This window comes from Planifilum fulgidum (assembly GCF_900113175.1).
Taxonomy (GTDB): domain Bacteria; phylum Bacillota; class Bacilli; order Thermoactinomycetales; family DSM-44946; genus Planifilum; species Planifilum fulgidum.
Window position 1 is genome coordinate 1 of sequence record NZ_FOOK01000034.1, and the last position, 22,046, is coordinate 22,046.

The following is a 22,046-nucleotide window of genomic DNA, read 5'->3' on the forward strand; positions in this document are numbered from 1 at the left end:
TAGGACATCATTCTCCAGTCGCAGCCTTTTGACTTCCCGTTCCAGGTCCTTGTACTCTTTCCGCCTCCCTCTGTGCTCCATTAGCCCAAAATCGCCCTGTTCCCGGTATTTCCGCATCCAGATCTTTAATCGCCCCACCTCTTGAATCCCCAGCTCTTCAGCAATCTTTGCCTTGGGAATGCCCTGAAGCCTCATTTCCACTGCCTTCTTTTTCAGTTCAAAGCTATATGTCTTGAATTTCTGTCCTTTTCTTGCCACGAAAATCACCCCTTAAAGTAATTTTCACAGGGGTGTTTTCCTGTGTCTACTTTAAGGGGTGCACTTCACTACCGGCAGGGTGTTTTCCCTTTTTCAGGAACGGTTGCGGGGACGGGCCGGTTCGAGATTGACCCTCGCCCCGTTGATTTTCGATTGGCGCAGAGCTTCGAAAACAAAGGGGGCCACTTCCTTCGGAACCTCCACAAAGGAAAACCGGTCGTAAATGTTGATCCGCCCCACCTGTTTGGCCGAAATCCCCGCCTGTTCCGATATCATTTTCACCAATTCCTGGGGGCCGATGTTGGCGTTGCGTCCCAGGTTCACAAAAAAGCGAACCATTCCGGGCGCGGCCCCCGTCTCGCCGAAATCGTAGGCGGAATCCGCACTTTCGGTCAGCCGATCGGCAAAGGCCAGATACAGCGCGGCGACCGCGACGGTTTCCGGGCTGTGCCGGGCCGTCAACTCCCGCACCATTTCCCGGAACAGGGAGAAATCCTTCTCCGACCGAATCGTCTCCTCGACCTGGGCGATCCACGCCTGCTGCTGCTTCTCGGCCACTTCCTCCAGACTGGGAACCTCCCGCAGCTCCAGCCGCTGATGAATGCCTTCCTCAATGGAACGGAGCTGCTTCATCTCCCGGGGAGTGACCAGCGTGAGGGCGACTCCCGTCCTGCCCGCCCGCCCGGTGCGGCCGATGCGATGCACATAGCTCTCGGTGTCCTGGGGAATGTCGTAGTTGATCACGTGGGAGACGTTTCCCACATCAATCCCCCGCGCGGCCACATCCGTGGCCACCAGGAGCTCGATCTCCTTCTTCCGGAAGGCGCTCATCACGCGATCCCGCTGCTGCTGGGGAAGGTCGCCGTGCAGCCCCCCGGCCAGATATCCCCTGGCCTGAAGAGCTTCCGCCAGTTCATCCACTCCCTTTTTGGTCCGGCAAAAGAGGATGGCCAAATCGATGTCCTCGCTGTCCAGAATCCGGCACAGCGCCTCCAGCTTGTTGCTCTCCAACACCCGATAATACACCTGTTCGATGACGGGCACGGTCACTTCGCCGCGGCTGACCGTGACATAGCGGGGTTTCCGCATATACTTTTTCGCCAGCTGCCGGATGGCGGGGGGCATCGTGGCGGAAAAGAGAAGGAGCTGCCGATGTTCGGGCAAATATTTCATCACCGCTTCGATGTCGTCGATAAAGCCCATGTCCAGCATCTCATCCGCTTCATCCAGAACCATGATCTCCACACGGCTCAGGTTCAGCGTCCCCCGGCGGAGATGATCCAAAATCCGTCCCGGCGTCCCGATCACCACGTGGACACCCTGCTGAAGCGCCTTGATCTGCCGTCCGATCGACTGCCCGCCGTAGATGGGAAGGGTTCTCACCCTCTTAAGCCGACCGATTTTTCGCATCTCCTCCGAAATCTGAATCGCCAGCTCCCTCGTGGGGGCTAAAATCAGGCTTTGCACCTCGCGGCGGCGGGGATCGATCCGCTCCAGAACCGGAATGCCGAAGGCGGCGGTTTTTCCCGTTCCGGTCTGCGCCTGGCCGATCACATCCTCTCCTCGCAACACCAGCGGGATGCATTCCTCCTGAATCGGGGACGGTTCCTCAAAGCCCATGTCGGCGATTCCGCGCAGGATCGCCGGATCCAAGTCAAACATGTCGAAACGCTTCATGTCTGAGCTTCACCTTTCTTTAATCGTTCCTGTAGAATGAAAAGTGCATATTTTGCCGCACGCAACTGGATCCCCTGGCGGTTCCCGCCGAGACGGAGCCGGTACGCGCGGGTGGGTCGCCCCTCTTCCGCACAACCGATGTACACCAGTCCCACCGGCTTGTCCTCCACCGGATCCGGACCCGCCACACCGGTCACGCTGACGGCCAAATCGGAACCGAAAAGCTCCCTCGCGCGCTCCGCCATGGCGAGGGCCGTTTCCATGCTGACCGTCCCGTATCGCTCGATCACCCCGGAGGGGACTTTCAGAACCCCTTCCTTCGCATCCGGCGTGTAACTGACCACGCCCCCCTTCACCGCTCCGCTGCTTCCCGGCACCGTCGTCAGCATGCGGCTGATCAAGCCGCCGGTGCAGCTTTCCGCAAGGGCCAGAGTCCTCTTCCGATCGAGGAGACGCCGGACCACCAGCTCCTCCAGCGACAATTCCCCTTCCCCGTAACAAAAGCCGCCCACCCGCTTCATGATTTCCCGGCGGACGGGTTCCATCAGCCTCTCCGCTTCATCCGCGTCGCGGGCCTTGGCGGTCAAGCGCAGGGTCACTTCCGCCTCCTTCGCCAGCGGAGCGACGGTCGGGTTGCTTTGGTTTTGAATCAGATCCTTGAGGCGTTCCTCCAGATGGGATTCTCCGATCCCGAAAAAGCGGTAAACCCGGGAGATGATCACTTCATCGCCGGGCAGAAGGGAGAGCAGGAAAGGCCTCACTTCCTCCTCAAACATCGGAATCAGTTCTCCGGGGGGGCCCGGCATCAGCACGTAAGTGGTGCCTTCGTGCGTGACGGCCATGCCCGGGGCCGTTCCGTTGCGGTTTTCAAAAACCGTCGCGCCTTCAAACACCAAGCCCTGTTTGTAGTTGCCGGGGGGAACCGACGAGCCGAAGCGGGCGAACAAGGCTTCCATCCGGGCAATGGACGGCGGATGCGGGACGAGGGGAAGCCCCAAAACCTCCGCAAGGGCTTCCTTGGTCAAATCGTCCTCGGTGGGACCGAGTCCCCCGGTGATCAAAACCAGATCGGACCGGGATCCGGCCAAACGGAGCGTCTCCTTCAGCCGTTCCCGGTTGTCTCCGACGGCGGAATGGTAATACACGTTGATTCCCAGCTCGGCGCATTCGCGGGAGAGATAGGCGGAATGGGTGTCCACAATTTGACCCAGAAGCAGCTCCGTTCCAACCGCAATGATTTCGCCGCGCATACAACCCTCCTGTTTTTCCGATCGGATGACGAAAAGGGCGGAGCCCCGCCGCCCGGCGGGGGCTGGCCCTCACCGGTGTTTGGAAAAGCGGATGACCTTCCAATTTTTAATGAAATAATCTACACCGGACCAGACCGTGATGATCACGGCGGCCCAGGTGATGATTCCCGCAAAGGGAAAGGCGAAGGACGAAAAGGGAAAATTGTTGATCATCAGGGCGACGATGGCGACGATTTGGACGATCGTCTTCAGCTTTCCCCAGGGGCTGGCGGCAATCACCTGGCCCTCGGCGGCGGCGATCATGCGCAGTCCGGTTACCGCAAACTCCCGGCTGATGATCACAATCGCCACCCATGCATCCAACCGCTGCATCTCCACCAGCGAAATCAGCGCTGCGGAAATCAGCAACTTGTCCGCCAGGGGATCCAGCAGTTTCCCCAAATTGGTCACGAGCTTCCGTTTCCGGGCGATATATCCGTCCAGCCCGTCCGTGACGGCGGCCAGAATGAAGATCAGGGCGGCGATGATCTCGCTGACGGTGATCACCCCTTGCCCGAACTGAAACTGGCCGAGATTGAACCGGACCAGAAGGAAAAACATCACCACCGGAACCAGAAAAATGCGGGCCAGCGTGATCTTGTTGGGCAGATTCACGTCAGAGAACCTCCCCCGCGAGGTCGAATTCGAATGAATGGGTGATCCGGGCGCGAACCACTTCGCCGATGGGCAACCCTTGACCGCGGACAAACACCTCGCCGTCGATCTCCGGGGCGTCATACTGGGTGCGTCCCAAATAAACATCGTTCCGCCCATCGTAGGATTCGATCAACACTTCCAAATCCCGTCCGACATGCCGCTGATTCCGCCGGCTTGAAATCCGGCGCTGCAATTCCATCAGCCGGTGGGCCCGCTCCTCCTTGACCTCCTCCGGAACGTGGTCGGGCAGCCGGGATGCGGGCGTTCCTTCTTCGTTGGAATAGGTGAAGACCCCCAAACGATCGAACTCCACCTGCCGCACGAATCGGAGCAGGTTCTCAAAATCCTCCTCCGTCTCACCGGGGAACCCAACGATGATCGAAGTGCGGATCGCCACATCCGAAATGCGGGCGCGAATTTGCTCGATCAAAGACAGGATGTCGCGCTGCCTGCCCGGACGGCGCATGCGCCTGAGAATGCGATCTTCGCTGTGCTGCAGGGGCATATCGATGTACTTGCAGATTTTCGGGTTGGAAGCGATCGTCTCCAGAAGCTCTTCGTTGAAAGCACCCGGATAGAGATAATGAAGGCGAACCCAGCGTATCCCTTCCACTTCGGAAACGCGGTTCAGAAGGGAGGCGAGGGCCGGAGATCCATACAGATCCACTCCGTAGTTGCTGGTGTCCTGAGCGATCAGGATCACCTCCCGCACCCCCTCCGCAGCCAACTGCTCCACCTCGCGCACAATGCTTTCGATGCTTCGGCTGCGAAACGCTCCGCGCATGATGGGGATACTGCAAAAAGTGCAGGCGTTGTCACACCCCTCGGCAATTTTGACATGGGCAAAATGGCGGGGAGTCAACCGCTTTCGCGGGAGAGCCCGTTCATACGAAAAAACGGGGTTGCCTACAAACACCGGCCGTCGACCCGAAACGGATTGGGCAATCACCTCCGCGATCCTGGCAAAATCGCCCGTCCCCACGATTCCGTCAATCTCCGGAATCTCCCTCATCAGTTCCTCTTTATAGCGCTGGACCAAACACCCGGAAACGATCAAACATTTCACCCGTCCCGTTTCCTTCAGCGCCGCCAAATCCAAAATGGTGTTTATCGATTCTTCCTTGGCGGCATCGATGAATCCGCATGTATTCACAATCACGACGGTGGCGTCGTTCGGATCTTCCACCAGCTCGTGGCCTTGCTGATCGATCAGTCCCGACATGATTTCAGAATCCACGAGATTCTTTTCGCATCCCAACGTGACAATCGCAACTTTTTCCGGCATCGCATTTCCTCCAAAAAATGGGCACCATCTCTGACATTCTTCCGTAAGTATATACGATGCCCATTCGGCATGTCAAAAAGCTAGGTCGTCTTCTGCTTATCCTCATCCTTCTTCTCACCGGCCTTCTTGTCCAGCCGGAACTGGTATGTCTGAGCCTCTTTCTGCTCCTTCGTGTCCACCAGATATCCGTTGACCTTAAGTTCAATCTTGTCCGGCTTGCCCAGATGCAGGGAGATCCATTCGGAGTGGGTGAAGGTTTCCGTTTGGCCCGCCTGAATGTAACCGTCCTTCATCACCGAACCGGTCGGCCCCCCTCCCCGTGCGCGAAACCAGCTTTCGGACGAAGCTTTGATGGTGATCACCACCTCGTCCGCATTGCCGATAACATATTCGTCGCCGTGTTTGTTCGACTCCGACGTCTTCACCAGCCGGAGCGACACGTCGCTTCCTTCCCCGGACATAGAAGCCGCCCGGGACGAACCGCTCTCCTCCGAAGGAGAAGCCTCCTCCGGCTCCTGCGACGCTTCCGCGGAAGCCGACTCGCCGCCTTCCGGAGCGCTCCCGGAGAAAACGAAAAAATAAAGCGTGGATAAAGCGCCCGACAGAAGAATCAGCAATATGACGCCAAACAATAATGGCTTGGAGGAAATGACTTTCAATAGGGACGGTTTTCCGACTTTCGCCCGTTCTTTCCTCGCGTGCCGCTCCTTCCGGCTCGGCAGGGAGCGTTTGGAGGCCCCGGCGGTGATAATCTGTGATTTCTCCTCGAAATAGCGCAAAATCGGATCCGGAGAAACTCCGAGACACTGCGCGTAGGCGCGTATGATCGCCCGGGCATAGGAATGTCCGGGCAACGCGGAATAGTCTCCCTCTTCGATGGCCTTCAGATAGCGGGATTGCACGCGGATCTTTCGCTCAACATCCTCCAGGCTGAGACCGGCCGCTTCCCGCGCCCGCCTCAGCTCTTCCGCTGGATTGGACATGGACTGACACCTCCCGACCTTGCGTCCCGTTCCCCACCGCAAGGCCCACGGGCCCTGAAAAACTCACGGGGCAGGGAACTCGATGAAACGCCGTGGAAAGGGATGCGCACCCTGCCCCTGGATTCTCCGCTTTCTATTCGGACCGTTCGATGCGGATCATCTTGGAAGCCTCGATGGGCTGTCCGTTCACCTTGATTTGTTTAATTGCCTGCGGCGCCCCAAACTCAATGTACAGATTGGAAGACCCGTCTGCCGGGTGCTGGTATTTATAGGTCTCGTTATTCCTAAGGGTCACATCCTTCAGATATTTTCCGCCTTCCGGTTGTTCGCGGATCTGCACCCAGCAAACATCGGCGGCCGGTCCGATTTCCACCGACAGCTCGCCCGTGGCCGTGATTTGATAATGAGCCACTCCGCCGCTTTTCTCCACCAGCGACACCTCGGCCTCTTTTCCTTCGTCTTCAGGGGAATCGCTTTCCTGGGGAAGCGGCTCAGCGTTCACATTATCCGGATCGCTTTGTTCCGACGCCGAGCGCGTCTCCGCAGGCGGATCATCCTTCAGGAAAGCATATGCCCCCCAGGCCGCGGCGGGAATCAACAGGGCAATCCCTGCGACCATGCCGATCCGGCGGATTTTCCGGCTGGTTTCTCCTTCCTGGGCTCTCTCCGAACGGCGGGAACGGGAGGATCGCTCCATCGAATAACGGTACGGGGATTCCCGCTCCTCGTCGGGCGAATCGGTGTCCCCCGAAACGTACCCGGCTCCCGATCCCCTCTTCAATTCCAGGCGCATGGTCCGCTCCGCGGATCTGTCCGCTCCCTCCCGCGCCTCACCGGCCGCATCGGGCTCTCCCCGGGATGACAGGCGGGAAAACTTTGATGTGCGGGAAAGATCCTGTATCGCCCTTTGCCGACCCGTGTCCCGGCTTTTTGTCGGATCGCCGGAAACCCGATCCGTGTCGGAAAAAAACTCCCTCCGGGAGGGAGATCCGTAGGAATCCGCATCTCCGGGGGAATGCCCGGTTCCCGGTTTCGCGTTGGTCCTCTGCGACAGCGATTCCATGCGCATGGTCCGCTGCGTGAAACTCCGGCTCCCCCCCTCCCCTTCAAGGGCGTCGCCAGACTCTCCGCGGGGGGAGATGCGGGGATGCGTCGACGTGAAGCGGGATCGATCCTGAACCGCCTTCTGGCGATCCGTGTTCCGTTTTTTCACCGCGTCCTGAGATCCGGACTCACCAGGAATCGGGCGATATTTTTTCAGCAAGTGATGCGGTTCGATACCGACGCACTTGGCATATTGGCGTATGCAAGTGCGCACGAAATAGGGGCTCGGCAATTTGTCGAATTCCCCGTTTTCAAGGGCCATCAAATATCCGATTTCAATGCGGGTTTTATCCCGAATATCCTGTATGCTAAGACCCAGCGATTCTCTCGCTTCCTTCAGCCGGAGACCGATCTCGAGAGACACCCGGCACACCTCCCATGGATTGAGCCACCCCAACAAATCGCTCGTCTCTTTCCTGTTTGAGTATAACCTGCTGCGATCCCCAATGTCAAAGAGCCCCCTGGATCGGGAGCTCATTTCACCAAACGGATGTGAACCACTTTTTGTTTCTTATATTCGCCCACTTTTTTTCCGTTGACCGAGATTTTCACATTCTTGGAGGGTTTCAGCTCGACCCACAAGTCCTCTTTGTCGGACTCGTAGGCAAAGGGAGGAGAACCGGGTTTGATGGTGACCTCTTTCAGCTTCTTGCCCACTTCCTCCTCTCGGATCTCGACCCCGCACTCGCCCTCCGCATCGATTTTCAGCTCAATCTTGTCCGCTTGGGTCAGTTCAAAATGATCGGGACCGTTTTTGCTGGTTTCCGTGGGATATAAGATGGGCTCCTTCTTGCCCGCCTCCGAACCGTCGGCCGATACCTCGGTGCGGTCCCCGGCACTGATGGGTTTCTCTTCTTCTCCCCAGATCAAAATGCCGACGGCCAGAGCGGCAGGAATCAGAAGAACCGTGCCGGCGATGAGAAAGCGGTTATACCATTTGGCGAAGGTTCCTTCCTTTTCCTTCGACGCCGCCTTTCGGCGCCGGGAGAGGTGGGGAACCACTTCGGCCTGTCCGCTGCTTTCATCCACCACCGCGGGCGGCAAGGCGCGCTTTTCAACCGGTTCGGTCGAACGGGGATGCCCGGTCTCACCGCGCAACAGCGCATCCTTGGACCTCGAAAAGCTTCTTGAAGTTCTTGTCAGGTGCGAAGAAGGCTGGGCCGAGGGAGGATTGGCGGGAAACGATTCGGCGCCGGGAAAACTTTCCCGGGAAGCGCCCTCCCAGCCCTGCGTCCGTCCGTTTGAAAAGGAGGACCGGGAAGAGATGTTTTCCGGCCGCTTCGGTTCATGGGGAGGGGACGCCTTCTCCCATCCCCTCGCTGCCCCCCTTCTCGCCCGGTCAGGATGATGCCGTTCCTCCCTTTCCGGCAAGGGCCATTGGCGATATCCCCTCGTATCCATCGAAGGTCGCCGCGGCTCCCGATCCCAACCGCGGGAGAAGGGGCGCTCCGCCTTTTCCTGCTCCGACGCCTGTTCCCGGTATTCCCGCAAGATGGCCGATGCGTCCAACCCGAGGAAATGGGCATAAGTGCGCAGATAGGAGCGGGCGTAAAATGGGCTGGGAAGGGCGTCGAACTGTCCCTGCTCCATCGCCAGCACATACTCTTTCCTGATTCGAATGCGATCCGCCACCTCATCCACGGTCAGGCCGCGGGCCTCTCTGGCCCGTCTGAGCCGGTATCCGATATCCTCCGACACCCAGCCCACCTCCCGAAATGCTGTTCCATCCGATGATTACTTTTTCAGCTGAATGCGATAACTTTTCGCCACATCCTGGGCGGTCGTATCGATCTCCACGCCGTTTACCCGAATCTGCACCGCAGAGGGAACCGTCAGCCGGAACCACAAGAATTTGTCCTTTTTCACCGTCCGGGCGTCTCCCAGTTTCATCGTGTAGGTCTCTTCGGGTTCGTCGGGTTTTTCCCCGTAGAGGAACACGCTCTCCCCTTGGGTCGCTTTCACCTCAAGGACAATCTCGTTGGCTTTGGTCAACTCATAGAGATCGCCGGGAAACCCGGAATCCACTTCCTTGAGAACCAGCTCAGGCGCGTTCGTCTGCTGTGCGGCAGCCGTTCCGTTGCCCGTCTGCCCGTCGTCGGGATTGAATTGCTCCCGGGGAACATTGGAGGAAGCGTTCATATGCTGAGTCCAGTACCAGGCTCCCGAACCCAGGAGAAGGACGCCGAGGGCGGCCACACCCATCCAGATCCCGCCCCGTTTTTTCCCTTTGGCCTCCTGCGGCGGAATCGGAGGTCTGCTGGGCCTTTTCTGCGGCGGAAGTGCTTGTCCCTCCGCCTTGACGATCGGATACGCTCCGCTCCGGAAACGCCCAGTCTGCTGGGAGACGGCAGAGGACCGGGAAGAGACGGAAGGGCGCGTCTCCTCGCGCACTGCCCGTTCCCGACCGGTGACCGCATCCATCTGCACCGTATGAAAATGTCCGGTGTCCTGAGGCGGACGGTAAGAAACCGTGTGCTGGGACGGGCCCGCGGGACCCGACTGCTGGCTCGAATGCTCGGACGGGGCCGCTCCATGGGGATTCGGCCGGGATGCATTCGTGGAAACGGTCCGGAATCGGCCGGTGTTGCTCCGCAATCCACCGCCCGGCTCCGGGCGGACCCTCCGAAACCGCGCCGTCGGGTGGGCTCCCCCTTGATTGAGACGTTCATAGCGTTCCAGAAGGACCTGGGGGTCCATCCCCAGGCACCGCGCATACGTTCGGAGAAAGGCGCGCACGTAAAAGGGGCTCGGCAGCGAATCGAACTGGTCATTTTCCAAGGCATGAAGGTACTCCGCATGGATTTTCGTCTGCTGTTGCACGTCCTCCAACGACAACCCCAACGCTTCTCTCGCCCGCCTCAACTGAGTTCCGATCTCCATAATTCCCACTCCTCGTCTCTCCCCGATTTTGAACCTGCGTCAAAAAGCCGCAAAATCGGAATCCAGCACGTCGTAATCGATTTTTTCCTCAGGGTGATTTCTGAGTTCGATGATCACGTCGAAATCCTCCAGTGTGTACTCGGTCTCGCGGATGAAGATGTCCGGATGTTCGATCACCTTTGTGGCATCCATTTGCAGGATTTCGCGCACCAGCGCATGGTGACGTTCCGTCGAACGGAGCGTGGAAACGATCCCGTCGATGATGAACACGTTGTCGGGACTCATCTCATCCTCCGCCAGTTGACTGCGCACCGTCTGGCGGAGCAGGGTGGACGAGACAAAGGTCCACCGCTTGTTTGCGCAAACGCTGGAGGCCACGATCGATTCCGTTTTCCCGACCCTCGGCATTCCCCGCACGCCGATGAGCTGGTGTCCTTCCCTCTTCATCAATTCCGCCATGAAATCCACAAGCAGCCCCAGCTCGTCCCGCGTGAAGCGGAAAGTCCGCTTGTCCTCCAGGCATTGGTCCAGGTATCGGCCGTGGCGAACCGCCATGCGGTCCAACAACGTGGGAGGGCGAAGCGCGGTGATGGTGATATTGTCAACCCGGTTCAGGATGTGTTTGAGGGCGTGAATTTTTTCCCTGTCGTCGGTTTTGAGCAACATCCCGCGCCGCCGGTCCTCGACTCCGTTGATGGTCAAGATGTTGATGGACAGCATCCCGAGGAGGGAAGCGATATCCCCCAATAGCCCCGGGCGGTTTTTATGTATGTGATATTCAAGATACCACATATTATCTATCATTCGAGACACCTTTCGTCAAATCCTGTCAAATATTCAGTCGAATTGCCAAATATCCCGCTAATTCGCTATATAGTATACCACACGCCTTTAGCTGAGCAAAACCCTGAGCGCGAATGAAATCCTTTTGTAACATAAACGAAACGCCCGTAACGGGGCGTTTCGTTTGAATGGGAAAATATGGGCTTATTTTTTTCCATCATTCAACATTTTCACCATTAATCCGGCCATCACGCGTTGCTCGTTTTGATCCGCCGCGTTCCACATATCCCGGAGCAAACGTTCCTCTTCGTTTTTCGGCTCCACGTCCCTGGCCAGGTAATCCCCGATTTCGTAGGCGAGATTCTGGATGGTTTCCTGGCTCATGCCCATTTTCTCCGCTTGCTTTATCCGTTCGGACAAAAAGTTTTTCCAATCCTGAAAGTTATCCAAGATGGACACGGGTCGCGCCTCCTTTGCATATTGGCTCGCTCTAAGTGTAATATGATCATTTCCCCTTTCCCTTATGCAGGAGGGCGACCCCGCCGGAATCACGGATACCAGCCGCCGTTTACGTGGATCACCTGACCGGTGATGTAGCCCGATTCCGGAAGGCACAAATGGCAGATGAGCGAAGCCACATCCTCCGGCGTCCCCAAGCGGCCGGCGGGAATCCGTTCCGCAAGCTCATCCATCTCCTCCTCGGACAACTGCTCCGTCAGCATGTCCGTCCGTATGGCTCCCGGGGCCACGGCATTGACACTGATTCCGGAGGGGGCCAGTTCCTTGGCCAGCGCGCGCGTCAACCCGTTGATCGCTCCCTTCGCCGCCGAATACAATACTTCCCCGGATCCCCCCGCTTCTCCCCAGATCGAGGAAAGCAGGATGATCCTGCCGTACCGGCGTGCCAACAACTTCGGAAGCGCCGCCCGGACCAGATGAAAGGCCCCCCGCACATGGGTATCCATCACCCGGTCATACTCCTCATCATCCGCATCCTGAACCAGTCCCTTCCCCGCCACGCCGGCGCAATGAATCAGAAGGGACAGATGGCCGAAATACAGGGACGCATGCCGGGCGACGCGCTCCACATCCTCATAGACGCGGACATCCCCCTGCTCCGCCAAAGCCCGGACCCCCTGCTCGCGGCAACTTCGCACCACCTCTTCCGCCGCTTTCCGGGAAGTGCGGTACATCACCATCACATCGGCGCCGGCTTCCGCCAACCGACGGGCCACCGCCGCGCCGATCCCGCGGCTTCCCCCTGAGATCAAAGCCGCTTGGCCCGCGAGGGGTTTCGCCATCCTCCCACCTCCCGCCTTCCGAGCCCGGGGCATCCGACACCGGCCCGCAGGTCATTGGCCAAGGGGCTTCACCATCGAAACCGCCATCCGGTCCGGATCCACGTGTTCGCGAAGGCGGCGGTTGACCTCTTCCGGTGTCAGCTTCTCCAACACGGGAACCACGCGGAACAGATCGCTTTGATTGAAGCGGTAACGGGTGAACTGATTGGCGATCCATTCCGGCGAGTTGAGGGCCCGGAGCATCTGACCCAACCGCTTCTTGCGGATGCGGTGGACGACTTCCTCCGGAATCCCCTTGTCCAGAACGCGGGGGATTTCCTCCTCCACCCGCTTGATCAAGGCGTCGGGATCCGGCGTGTCCCCGCCGATGACGGAAAATCCGTAACCCCTTTCCAGGGAATAATCGAAGCTGAAATTTTCATCAATCAAACCGTCGTCGTACAGCGACTGGTACAGGTCGGAGCCGGGCCCGAACAGGGCTTCCAACACCACATAGGTGGCCGTCTCCTGATTCAGGTAGTCATCCCCCGTCAAGCCGACCCTCGGCTCCTTAAACCCGAACAGGCACTTGGAAACTCCCACGCTCAGCCGAATCTCATGTCGACGGCGGGCGACCTCTTCCGGCTCCTCCGGGAAAAACCGTTCAATCTCTCCCGGAGGGGCAAAGGTTTTTTTCGCCTGATTTTCCTTCACAAGGTCCAAGATCTTTTCGGGATCGACGGGGCCGACGACGAACAGAAGCATGTTGCCGGGATGGTAAAAGGTCTCATAACACGTATACAGCGCGTCCTTGGTGATTCTGGAGATGGACTCCACCGTTCCGGCGATGTCGATCCGCACGGGATGCCGCTGATAAAGGCTTTCGATCAACCCAAAGTAGGCTCGCCAATCCGGGTTGTCGTCATACATCCGGATCTCCTGGCCGATAATCCCCTTCTCCTTCTCCACCCCTTCCTCGGTGAAATAGGGATTTTGGACAAAATCGATCAGGGTCGTCAAATTTTCCTCCACCCGGTCGGTGCTGGAAAACAAGTAAGCCGTCCGGTCAAAGCTGGTGAACGCGTTGGCCGACGCCCCCTGGGCGGCAAAGCGCTGAAAGACGTCCCCGTCCTCCTCCTCAAACATTTTGTGCTCCAGGAAATGGGCGATCCCGTCGGGAACGCGGATCGCTTCCTTCCCGGGGGGGCGGAAATGATTGTCGATCGAACCGTAATGGGTGGTGAAGGTGGCGTAGGTCTTGAAAAAGCCCGGCTTGGGCAATACGTAAACCTGAAGTCCGTTGGGAAGCTCTTCGCGATACAGGATCTCCCCCAGCTGGGAATGCTCAATTCGCTCCATTTTGATCCCCCTTGTCCCGCAAGAAATAGATGGTGTCCAGCTGAACCCGTTCCGCCACCCGGCACACATCCTCCATGCCCGTTTCGCCGATTCCCTTGAGCAGACGATCGAGCGTCCAATCCCTTCCGCTCAGGATGGAATGGTAGGCAAAATCGATCAGCTCGTAAGGGCGGTCCTGGCGTTCCCGCAGTTGATTGGACAAGGTGGCCCGGGTCTGGCTCAGCTCCCGGTCGGAAATCTCTCCCTTCCGCATCGCTTCCAGCTGCTCCCGGATGATGTCCAGCGCTTTTTGATAGTTGGCGATTTCAATCCCCGACTGAATGGTCAAAATGCCCTTGTGGCTCTCCAGCCGGGAAGAGGCGTAGTAGGCCAGGCTGGCCTTTTCCCGCACGTTTAGGAACAGTTTCGAGTGGGGAAAACCGCCGAGGATTCCGTTATACATCAAAAGGGGAACGTAATCGTCATCCCGGATCGTCACCCCGGTGCGACAGCCCATATTCAGCTTCCCCTGAATCACATCCAGCCGTTCCACCACTTCCTTGACCCGGTCGACGGCCGGCTGTTCCCGTTTCACCTCGACGGCAGGACGCTCCCCCTCCGCGTATGGAAACATCTCCCGCACCAGCGAGACCACTTCATCGACGGAGACGTTCCCCACGAAAAAGAAATCGATCGGACGGGTTTCAATCACCTGGCGATAATATGTATACAGATTGTGCTGATCGATCCCTGGAAGATCCTCTGTCCGACCGTAGACGAACAGACCGAAGGGCTCCTTATTGCACATCTCCGCGATGCAGCGCTGGGCGGCATAGCGAATCTTGTCATCCAGAAGACTTTCGATCTTCTGCTTCAGATTCTTCTTTTCCGCCTCCACGTAAGCGCGTCGGAATCCCCCGTCTTCGGTCACGGGACGGGTCAGCACCTCCATCAGAAAGGCGGTCCCTTCCCTCAGCAGTTTCGGACTCTCGGAGAGATACCGGCCGTTGGCGATCTCCAGCCCCACATGCATGATGTGGCGTTCTCCCCGCTTGAACACCTCGGTGTGCAGGGTGGCTCCGTAAAGGTCCTCCAACTTCCGCTTCAACTGCAGCGTGGACGGATAGGAAACCGTTCCGCGCTGGAGCACGCTCGGCAGCAATGCGGTCTTCGTCACCGTCTCCGGCTTCAGCTCCTGCTGGATCATGGCGGCGATGGTGGTGGTCTTAAATTTCTCCGTCGAACAGACGTGAACGCGGACATTTCCAATCGATACCGTCTCGAAAGGCGACACTCCCACGCCGATACCCTCCTTCTCACACACTCCCCGGATGTGAAATGACAACGCCTCTTTCCATTATAGACCAACCAAAATGGGAGCGAAACGGTTGGACATCCCCCTTTTCGCCTTCAGGTAATATCCCCATTTCCGGTCATACTATCAGAGGATACCTCATCAAGGGGGGACCGCCGTTGCGCAACCTGCTGTCCATCCTCCTCACCCTGATTTTGACCTTCCTGTTGATCCCCGTTCGCGCGTCAAAACCGCTCCAATCGCCGGAGCCGTCGCCTTCCCCGCCCCGGGGCGCGGCGCTTTTTGTCGTCGATTCCCTGATGCCGGAGGCCCTGAACGAACTTCTCCGGGAAGGCAAACTGAAAGCCATTCCGTTTCTCATCGATCGCGGATTCTACTGGGATGACGTCATCAGCGTCTTCCCGTCCATGAGCGTGGTGATCGACAGTTCCCTGCTCACCGGCGCCTAACCGGATGAACACCGCGTCCCCGCCCTCGTCTGGTACGACCCCGATTCCCGCCGGGTCATCAACTACGGGGACTCCCCCCGCTCCGTGTGGAAACAGGGACCCTCGACCACCCTGCAGTGGGTGCTGGAAGATTTGAATCAAAAACACCTCAGTCCCCGCGTCTCCACCATCCACGAAACCCTGAAGAGGGCCGGCCTCCGATCCGGCTCGATCAATCTCCTGGTTCACCGGGGATTCGTCACACACCGGGCGCCCCTGCTTGAACGGACCTTAAAAGGCCCCGACCTGCTGGCTCTGGGGCCCATCCTGTCGGAACCGGGCGTCGGAACCTTTTTCAGCGCAAACGCCTTCCGCGATCCCGACACCTGGCAAATCGCCAGGCGGTGGCTTCACCGGAATCCTCCGCCCGATTTTTTGATCGCCTACCTGTCCGACCTGGATAAAAAGGTGCACAAAGAAGGCCCCGGCCACCGGCGTCATCTCCTGGAAATCGACCGCCGGCTGTCCGACCTCCTCTCCTCCTTCGGCTGCTGGGAGCGGGCCCTCGACCGCTACATCTTCATCCTGATGGGGGACAGCGGCCATGTCCCGGTCAAAGAGGACGAAGGCCATCAAATCCGGCTGGAAGAGATCCTGGAAGGCTTCCGCCTCCTTCCCCCGGGTTCCCGCCTGCAACCGGACGAATACGACTTTGTGGTGGCTCCCAACGAACAGCTGGCGATTCTCTATCCGATCCGTTCCTCCGTGCGGATCCGTCCCGTCATCAGGCGGCTTCTTTCGCACCCCGGCGTCGACCTGGTGGTGCATCGGGACGGGGAGATGATCACCGTCCGCAGCCGCAAGGGGATCCTTCGGTTCCGGAAGGGAGGGCCGTGGACCGATCCCTACGGAACCTCCTGGACCTTTTCGGGAAACCCGGGCGTCCTCGACCTTCAGGTCGATCCGGCAAAAAAGCGCGTCGGATTCAGGGCTTATCCCGACGCCTTCCGGCAGCTCCTGGGAGCGGCGGGCGCCCAGCGGAGCCCCTGCCTCCTCGTCACCGCCCGCACCGGATACGAGTTCCGTTACGGCACCTCCCCGGGCCATCCGGGCGGCGGAAGTCACGGCTCCCTGAAGCGCCGGGAAATGCTTGTGCCCCTGATCGCGGGAGGCACGGCGGTCCGGCCCGCCCACCGCCGCATCGTCGACCTGAAGGCGTGGATCCTGACCCTCCTCGAGGAAAAAAAGAAGCCCGGAAAGCGACCGGGGCCGGGCGCAAAAAATTGAACGCCCGCCCGCTTTCCGGGCTTCTTTCGTGCTCACCGCCCGCCCTTTTCGTAGGGCTTTCCGACGGCGGCCGGCGCTTCCGACCTGCCCACAAAACCGGCCAGGGCCAGGAGGGTGAGAACATAGGGCAACATGCTCAGCACTTCGCTTGGAACGACCTGCGTCCATCCGTAAATTTGACCGATCAGCGCTAGGGAGACGGAGAAGCCGAAAAAGATCGCCGCCCCCAGCACTCCCAAGGGGTGCCACTTTCCGAAGATGAGCGCCGCCAGGGAAATAAAGCCCTGCCCCGAGACCGTCGTCTGCCCGAATTCGCTGCCGATGGCGATGGACAATCCGGCTCCCCCGGCGGCCGCCAAAGCCCCGCTGATCATCACGGCAATGTAGCGCATCCGGATCACGTTGATCCCCGCCGTCTCGGCGGCGCTGGGGTGCTCGCCCACCGATCGCAGCCGCATGCCGAAGGGGGTGTGATACAGCACCACATAAGTGGCGATCACCACCAGAAAAGCCAGGTACGTGGTGGGAAATTGATTGAACAGCGCCGGGCCGATCACCGGGATGTCGCTCAAAAGGGGAACCGGCACCTGGTGGAACAGTTCCGGGACGGTCGGCGTCTTGCCGGCTCCGTCGTACATATATTTCACGAGATAGACCGACAGCCCCAGGGCGAGAAAATTGATCGCCACCCCGCTGACCACCTGATCCGCCTTGAAGGTGATCGAAGCCACGGCATGGGGAACCGCCATGAGAACACCGGCCACCATCGCCGCCGCGAGGCCGATCCACGGGCTCCCCGTCAAGAGGGTGATCACCGCCGCGGTAAATGCGCCGATGATCATCAATCCCTCCAGGGCGATGTTGACCACGCCGGACCGTTCCGAATACAGCCCGCCGATGGCCGCCAGGATGAGCGGGGTGGAATAAAGCACCGCCGAGTGTATCAAGGCCGTCAGGTCAGGCATCTGCTTTCACCCTCCTTTCCCGCCGGAAGCGCTCAACGATCCAACCGGTGACATTGGCGGCCACAAACAGAATGATCGCCGCAAACACCACGCGAATCACTTCAAAGGGAACGTTCGCTTCAAATTGCATCGTCCCGCCGCCGTAGGTCAAGATCCCGAAGAGGACGGCGGCCAAAATCACGCCCAACGGGGTATTTCCGCCCAGCAGGGCGACGGCGATGCCGTCAAAGCCCAGCCCGTTGAAAAAGGTGAGAATCGTCAAATACTCGTCGGTCCCCAGCATCTCGGTGGCACCCGCCAGACCGGCGAAGGAACCGCTGATCATCATCGACAGGATGATGCTCCGCCGCACGCTCATTCCGGCATACTGCGACGCGTGCGGATTCAGGCCCACCGCCCGGAATTCAAAGCCGACGGTGGTCCTCCACAGCATCCAATGCATGAACAGGGCGAGAAGAAGCGCGATAAAAATCCCCAGATGAATCCGCGAATTGGCAAAGACACCCGTCAAAACATCCCAGCGGATGGAAGCGGACTCCGGAATCATCGGCGTCGAATCGGCTCCGCTGCTGAGCCAGGACCGGACCAGGAAATTGGACAGATAGAAAGCGAGGAAGTTCATCATGATGGTGGAAATCACCTCGTGAACTCCCCGCGTCGCCTTCAAAAGCCCCGGCAAAAACGCCCACAGGGCGCCGGCCAGACCTCCGAGGATCATGGCGACCAAGGCGTGCAGCACCGGAGGAAGGGGCAATTTCAGCGCCACGATGATGGCCACCAGCTGTCCGATGATGTACTGTCCTTCCGCCCCGATATTGAAAAGCCCCGTCCGGAAGGCGATGGCGACGGCCAGACCGGTCATGATGAGCGGAGAAATGGTTCGGATGGTCTCCCCGATGTCGAAGGACTGGGTAAAGGGAGTCCGAAACAGGGCGCTGTAGGCCCGCACCGGATCATAACCGGCCAGCACCATGAGGACGGCCCCCACCAGCATTCCCAGCAGAACCGAAACGACGGCCAAAAGCAGCGGCGACTGCCGATTGGCGCGAACAAAGAGATTCATGATTTCGCTCCTTCCCCCTTCCCGCCGGCCATCATGAGCCCCAATTCCTCCTCGGTCACCGTTTCGGGATCCACCCAGCCGACAATTTTCCCTTCACAGATGATGGCGATTCGATCGCTCAGTTTCATGATCTCGTCCAGATCCAGAGAGATAAGCAGCACCGCTTTCCCCTTGTCCCGCTGTTCGATCAGCCGCCGGTGGATGAATTCGATGGCGCCCACATCCAGTCCGCGGGTCGGTTGGGCGGCGATCAACAGATCCGGGTCCCGGTCCACTTCCCGGGCGATAACCACCTTTTGCTGGTTGCCTCCCGACAGCGCCCGGGCCGCCGTCCGCTCGTCCGGGGTCCGGACGTCGAACTGCTCGATCAGGCGTCGGGCGTGGGCGAAGATTTCGGGGTAGCGGAGACGGATTCCCCGGGCAAAGGGAGACTGATCATAGGTGATGAGAGCCATGTTCTCTCCGACGGAAAAATCCAGTACGAGCCCCCGCTTTTGCCGATCCTCGGGAATGTGTCCCACGCCTCGCCGGAGAATGTCCCGGGTTTTTCGGTTCGTCACATCCTTTCCGTTCAGTCGGACGACCCCCGCCTCCACCCGCCGCAGACCGGTGATCGCCTCCAGGAGCTCCGACTGGCCGTTGCCGTCCACTCCGGCGATCCCGACGATTTCCCCCGCCCGGACCTCCAGATCGAGTCCGCGGACGGCATCCAGCCCCCGATTGTCCTTCACCACCAATCCTTCCACTTCCAAAACCGCCTTCTCCGCCTGACTCGGAGCCTTCTCCACGGTAAAGGAAACATCCCGTCCCACCATCAGGGCGGCCAGACGGCTTTCATCGGTTTCGGACACAGGAAGCGAATCGATCATCTTCCCTCTCCGGATCACGGTCACCGTATCGCAGGCCCGCATGATTTCCTTCAGCTTGTGCGTGATGAAGATGATCGTCTTTCCTTCCCGTACCAGCCGTTTCATGATCTCGATCAATTCGTCGATCTCCTGGGGAGTCAGCACGGCGGTCGGTTCATCCAAAATCAGGATGTCCGCCCCCCGGTACAGGGTCTTCAAAATTTCCACCCTTTGCTGCATTCCCACCGATATGTCCCGGATCTTCGCCCGGGGATCCACCTGCAGTCCGTACTGTTCCGACAGGCGGCGAACCTCCTCCTCCGCCCGCTTCAGGTCCAGAAACCCCAGTCGGCGCGGTTCCTTGCCGAGGATGATGTTTTCCGTCACCGTAAAGGGTTCCACCAGCATGAAATGCTGATGAACCATCCCGATGCCCAGGCGGACCGCCTCGTTGGGATCGCTGATGGTCACCGGCTTTCCGTTGATCTTGATGCTCCCCTCGTCCGGCTGATACAACCCGAACAAAATGTTCATCAACGTCGATTTCCCCGCGCCGTTTTCCCCGAGCAGCGCGTGAATCTCCCCCCGCTTCACGCGCAGATCGATACCGTCATTGGCGACAAAGGCGCCGAATCGCTTGGTGATTCCTTCCATCTCTACCACAAACAATTTTCTCCCCCCTTTCGGTCGGTCGCCCAAGAAAGGGGCTAGCTTATGCTAGCCCCCGCCTCATCGGTGTCACTTGAAGGACTTCAATTCTTCTTCCGTCGAGGGTACCTTGATTTCTCCCTTTATGATTTTCTGCTTGAACTCTTCCACTTTTTTCAGCACGTCTTCGGGAACGTGCTTGCTGGTCGTCTCGGCGATGCCCACGCCGTTATCCTTCAGTCCCAGCTCCACTTCTTTTCCGCCCGGGAACTGGTTCTCCTTCGCCTGTTTGGTCACTTCAAAAACGGCCACATCGACCCGTTTGATCATCGAACTGAGCGTATGATCCGGAGCCAGGGAAGATTGATCCATGTCGACGCCGATCGCCCAGTACTTTCCTTTTTCCCGGGTCTTCACCTCGTTGAAGAGCCCTTTGCCGACTCCCCCCGCGGCGTGATAGATCACATCGACGCCGCTGTTGTACATGTTTTGGGCGAGCGAACGGCCCTTGGCCACGTCGTCGAAGCTTTCCGCGTAGGCCACCTTCACCTCCGCATCGGGGTTGGCCGCCTGGACGCCGGCCCGGAAGCCCACTTCAAACTTTTTGATCAGCGGAGACGAGATCCCGCCGATAAAGCCCACCTTATCCGTCTTGGTCATCAAACCGGCGATGACTCCCATCAGGAAGGAACCTTCATGTTCCTTGAAGGTGACCGCCACCACGTTGGGCGGAATGTTGCCCCCGAGATTGCTGTCCACGATGCCGAACTTCGCATCGCCGAACTGCTTGGCCACCTGCGGGATCACGTTTTCAAACTTGAATCCGATCCCCCAGATGATGTCCCGCCCTTCCCGGGCAAAATGCGAAAGGTTGGGAACATAATCCGCATCCCGTTTGGATTCCAGGTATTTCACATTCACGCCCAGCTCTTTCTGAAGGCGCTTCATCCCTTCCCAGGCGGTCTGGTTGAAGGATTCGTCGTTCACACCCCCGGTATCGGTCACCATCCCGGCAGAGAACGCCTCCTGGTCAGCGCCTTGCTGACCCCCCTGTTCCTGCTGGCCGGAACCGCAACCTACGGCGGTAAGGACAAGCAATGCGCATAACAATACAGAAATCCAGTTTTTCCTTTTCAAATCCCTTGACCCCCTTGGCATTGGAAACGAACTCATCCTCATTTTTCCCCGATCAGCTCCAAATCCTTCACAACCGTTCCTGCCGGGCGGATTCGCTCCACCTGGAAGGAGAATTGATCGGAGCGGAAATAATGGGAGGAAAACAGGACCGGACGATCCTGCCCGTCATAATGAAGCTGGCGCAGGATCAGGAGCGACGACTCCGGAGGACTGCACAGAAGGGAGGAAATCCTCTCGTGGTATCCAATCGCTTCCACGCGGGTGCGGGCTCTCACGACGCGCCTTCCCGCCTTTTCAAAAAGCTGAAACAGAAAATCGCTTTCACAGGGATGGAAATCTTCAGCCATCGAAGCCGGAAACTTGTCCAAACAATAAACCACCGGTTTCCCATTCGCTGTCCGGACCTGCTCCAGTCGAAAAACCATCTCCCCGGGCTCCAGTTTCAACAGCTCCCTGAGCCACGGATCCGGTTTCTCGACGGAAGCGTCCAAGAAGACCGTACCGGCGGAACAGCCCGAACGGGTGATCATATCGGAAACGCTGATCAGCTCTTCCAACCGGATAGAAAAAACCGGACGGGCACCGACTACCCACCCGATCCCGTGGTGGCGGACGAGGTACTTTTCCTCCTCCAGAACCATAAGCGCCTCCAGAATCTCGCTCCGGCTGACATCCAACTGCCGCGCCAATTCATATTCCGACGGAAGAAGCTCCCCTTCCGCCCAGACACCGCGGTTCAACATCTCCCTCAATCGTTCGACGCAGGAACTTTCCTCCATACTCGTGGCATCAGCCTCCTTCCGGCAGCACCAAAACCGAGG

The 22,046-nt window shown here is 58.8% G+C and carries 20 protein-coding genes and 1 pseudogene; 2 read left to right on the plus strand and 19 right to left on the minus strand.

From position 1 onward, the window contains the following. From BM063_RS14765 to yfmF, 14 genes are all read right to left on the minus strand, one after another. Positions 1-258 (minus strand): transposase (locus BM063_RS14765; protein WP_143085384.1); only part of this gene is annotated, 258 nt, incomplete at its 3' end. 93 nt (positions 259-351) lie between these two features. Beyond that, positions 352-1,935: a DEAD/DEAH box helicase gene (locus BM063_RS14770; protein WP_092040707.1), complete on the minus strand. Its 1,584-nt coding sequence runs from the start codon at positions 1,933-1,935 to the stop codon at positions 352-354. Then, the gene (locus BM063_RS14775) at positions 1,932-3,185 is read right to left on the minus strand and encodes a competence/damage-inducible protein A (protein ID WP_092040711.1); all 1,254 of its coding nucleotides are present in this window, start codon (positions 3,183-3,185) and stop codon (positions 1,932-1,934) included. Before BM063_RS14775 ends, BM063_RS14770 begins: the two co-directional genes overlap by 4 nt. A 69-nt stretch (positions 3,186-3,254) precedes the next feature. After that, on the minus strand, positions 3,255-3,839 hold the full coding sequence (gene pgsA / locus BM063_RS14780; protein WP_092040715.1) for a CDP-diacylglycerol--glycerol-3-phosphate 3-phosphatidyltransferase: 585 nt from the start codon (positions 3,837-3,839) through the stop codon (positions 3,255-3,257). Between the two features lies 1 nt (position 3,840). Beyond that, positions 3,841-5,166: a 30S ribosomal protein S12 methylthiotransferase RimO gene (rimO, locus tag BM063_RS14785; RefSeq protein ID WP_092040718.1), complete on the minus strand. Its 1,326-nt coding sequence runs from the start codon at positions 5,164-5,166 to the stop codon at positions 3,841-3,843. A gap of 80 nt (positions 5,167-5,246) precedes the next feature. Then, positions 5,247-6,149, minus strand: coding sequence for a helix-turn-helix domain-containing protein (locus tag BM063_RS14790; RefSeq protein WP_092040721.1), 903 nt, complete (start codon positions 6,147-6,149; stop codon positions 5,247-5,249). 133 nt (positions 6,150-6,282) lie between these two features. Continuing rightward, positions 6,283-7,617, minus strand: a complete 1,335-nt coding sequence (locus tag BM063_RS14795) for a helix-turn-helix domain-containing protein (RefSeq protein ID WP_177199199.1) — start codon at positions 7,615-7,617, stop codon at positions 6,283-6,285. A gap of 110 nt (positions 7,618-7,727) precedes the next feature. After that, entirely contained in the window at positions 7,728-8,951 is a 1,224-nt protein-coding gene (locus tag BM063_RS14800) for a helix-turn-helix domain-containing protein (RefSeq protein WP_177199200.1), read from the minus strand. Positions 8,952-8,987: 36 nt separating this feature from the next. Beyond that, positions 8,988-10,133 carry a helix-turn-helix domain-containing protein gene (locus tag BM063_RS14805; RefSeq protein WP_092040731.1) on the minus strand — a complete coding sequence of 382 codons (1,146 nt, stop codon included), beginning with the start codon at positions 10,131-10,133 and terminating at the stop codon, positions 8,988-8,990. A gap of 39 nt (positions 10,134-10,172) precedes the next feature. After that, on the minus strand, positions 10,173-10,937 hold the full coding sequence (locus tag BM063_RS14810; RefSeq protein WP_092040734.1) for a DUF3388 domain-containing protein: 765 nt from the start codon (positions 10,935-10,937) through the stop codon (positions 10,173-10,175). Between the two features lie 183 nt (positions 10,938-11,120). After that, positions 11,121-11,375: a DUF3243 domain-containing protein gene (locus BM063_RS14815; protein WP_092040737.1), complete on the minus strand. Its 255-nt coding sequence runs from the start codon at positions 11,373-11,375 to the stop codon at positions 11,121-11,123. 89 nt (positions 11,376-11,464) lie between these two features. After that, a complete protein-coding gene (gene ymfI, locus BM063_RS14820; protein ID WP_092040740.1) occupies positions 11,465-12,217 on the minus strand; it encodes an elongation factor P 5-aminopentanone reductase in 753 nt (250 codons plus the stop codon). 51 nt (positions 12,218-12,268) lie between these two features. Beyond that, positions 12,269-13,555 (minus strand): EF-P 5-aminopentanol modification-associated protein YfmH, encoded by a 1,287-nt coding sequence (yfmH, locus tag BM063_RS14825; protein WP_092040744.1) that lies wholly within the window; start codon positions 13,553-13,555, stop codon positions 12,269-12,271. Then, positions 13,542-14,834: an EF-P 5-aminopentanol modification-associated protein YfmF gene (gene yfmF / locus BM063_RS14830; RefSeq protein ID WP_245752298.1), complete on the minus strand. Its 1,293-nt coding sequence runs from the start codon at positions 14,832-14,834 to the stop codon at positions 13,542-13,544. The genes yfmH and yfmF overlap by 14 nt, the downstream gene beginning before the upstream one ends. A 173-nt stretch (positions 14,835-15,007) precedes the next feature. Between yfmF and BM063_RS14835 the strand changes: the two genes are divergently transcribed. Together BM063_RS14835 and BM063_RS14840 are read left to right on the plus strand one after the other, a co-directional pair. Beyond that, positions 15,008-15,298: a hypothetical protein gene (locus tag BM063_RS14835; RefSeq protein ID WP_092040749.1), complete on the plus strand. Its 291-nt coding sequence runs from the start codon at positions 15,008-15,010 to the stop codon at positions 15,296-15,298. Positions 15,299-15,310: 12 nt separating this feature from the next. Continuing rightward, positions 15,311-16,564: pseudogene (locus tag BM063_RS14840) on the plus strand (alkaline phosphatase family protein); the annotation flags it as partial. 32 nt (positions 16,565-16,596) lie between these two features. Here the strand turns inward: BM063_RS14840 and BM063_RS14845 are convergent. From BM063_RS14845 to BM063_RS14865, 5 genes are all read right to left on the minus strand, one after another. Then, positions 16,597-17,529: an ABC transporter permease gene (locus BM063_RS14845; protein ID WP_092040756.1), complete on the minus strand. Its 933-nt coding sequence runs from the start codon at positions 17,527-17,529 to the stop codon at positions 16,597-16,599. Beyond that, positions 17,522-18,592, minus strand: a complete 1,071-nt coding sequence (locus BM063_RS14850; protein WP_092040759.1) for an ABC transporter permease — start codon at positions 18,590-18,592, stop codon at positions 17,522-17,524. The genes BM063_RS14845 and BM063_RS14850 overlap by 8 nt, the downstream gene beginning before the upstream one ends. Continuing rightward, positions 18,589-20,094, minus strand: a complete 1,506-nt coding sequence (locus BM063_RS14855) for an ABC transporter ATP-binding protein (protein ID WP_092040799.1) — start codon at positions 20,092-20,094, stop codon at positions 18,589-18,591. Before BM063_RS14855 ends, BM063_RS14850 begins: the two co-directional genes overlap by 4 nt. An 84-nt stretch (positions 20,095-20,178) precedes the next feature. Further along, on the minus strand, positions 20,179-21,225 hold the full coding sequence (locus tag BM063_RS14860) for a BMP family lipoprotein (protein WP_092040762.1): 1,047 nt from the start codon (positions 21,223-21,225) through the stop codon (positions 20,179-20,181). Between the two features lie 38 nt (positions 21,226-21,263). After that, positions 21,264-22,004, minus strand: a complete 741-nt coding sequence (locus tag BM063_RS14865; RefSeq protein ID WP_177199201.1) for a GntR family transcriptional regulator — start codon at positions 22,002-22,004, stop codon at positions 21,264-21,266. Positions 22,005-22,046 lie beyond the last annotated feature (42 nt).